The organism is Acinetobacter sp. ATCC 27244, assembly GCF_000156555.1.
Classification (GTDB): Bacteria; Pseudomonadota; Gammaproteobacteria; order Pseudomonadales; family Moraxellaceae; genus Acinetobacter; species Acinetobacter haemolyticus.
In genome coordinates, this window is the sequence record NZ_GG665986.1 from 1 (window position 1) to 1,021 (window position 1,021).

The following is a 1,021-nucleotide window of genomic DNA, read 5'->3' on the forward strand; positions in this document are numbered from 1 at the left end:
CTTTGTTGCATAAATAAATTTCATCCCCATACATGTTAGATGAATACAGAATCAAAAAGCCGATACAAAACAACGAACTGGTCTGAGTACAATCAGGCTTTACGTCAACGGGGTGCTTTCACCATTTGGTTTGATCCCCAAATGCAATGGTCTGCAACACCTACTGGAAAAAAAGGACGTCAACCTACCTACACTGATATAGCAATTCAATTTGCCCTCACGATACGAAACCTGTTCCAACTGGCTTTACGCCAAACACAAGGTTTCATTCAAAGCCTTTTTCAAATGGCTCACCTCGACTGGAATGTTCCAGACTTCTCAACATTGAGTCGGCGAGCAGATAAGCTCCAGCCACTTCTACATAAATCAGCAAAAAATCCACAGGAAGACTTGCATATTTTAGTTGATAGCACAGGGATCAAAGTTACAGGTGATGGGGAATGGGTGCGTAAAAAACATGGCGTAAACCAACATCGTCAATGGCTGAAATTACATCTTGCGACAGATGCAAACAGTGGAGAAATACAAGCGGTTGAAGTCACGACCTGCCAATATGGTGATGCTGAAATCCTCCAACCTCTTTTAGATCAAATTGATGAACCCATTGCATCTGTCACGGCTGATGGTGCTTATGACACAGTGAATTGTTATGATGCGATTTTAAAACGGCAAGCAAATGTAATTATCCCTCCTCGTTCCAATGCTGCTTTATGGGCAGAAAATGAAATTGGTAAAGCAAGGAATCATGCAGTACAAGGCTGTTGGGACAAGGGTCAAAAGCAGTGGAAACGAGATATTGGTTATCATCGACGATCCCGAATAGAGGCTAAAATGTTTGCCTTGAAACGACTTGGACAAGGTGTATCTAGTCGATGCTTTAATCGTCAGGTGGTTGACTTGCAAATAAGAGTCGATATTTTGAATAAATTTACTCAACTTGGTACAGCTAAAACGGTGGCTGTTGCATAAATATCTGAAGATTAGAACAACTCTATCTTTCGTCTATTTGTGCAACAAAGCC

Annotated in this window: 1 protein-coding gene; it reads left to right on the forward strand. The window is 41.2% G+C overall.

Annotation, left to right across the window (positions count from 1 at the left end; all coding sequences use genetic code 11):
- Positions 1-39 precede the first annotated feature (39 nt).
- Complete coding sequence (locus HMPREF0023_RS15890; RefSeq protein ID WP_005274609.1) at positions 40-969, forward strand: IS5-like element ISAba10 family transposase; 930 nt, start codon at positions 40-42, stop codon at positions 967-969.
- Positions 970-1,021 lie beyond the last annotated feature (52 nt).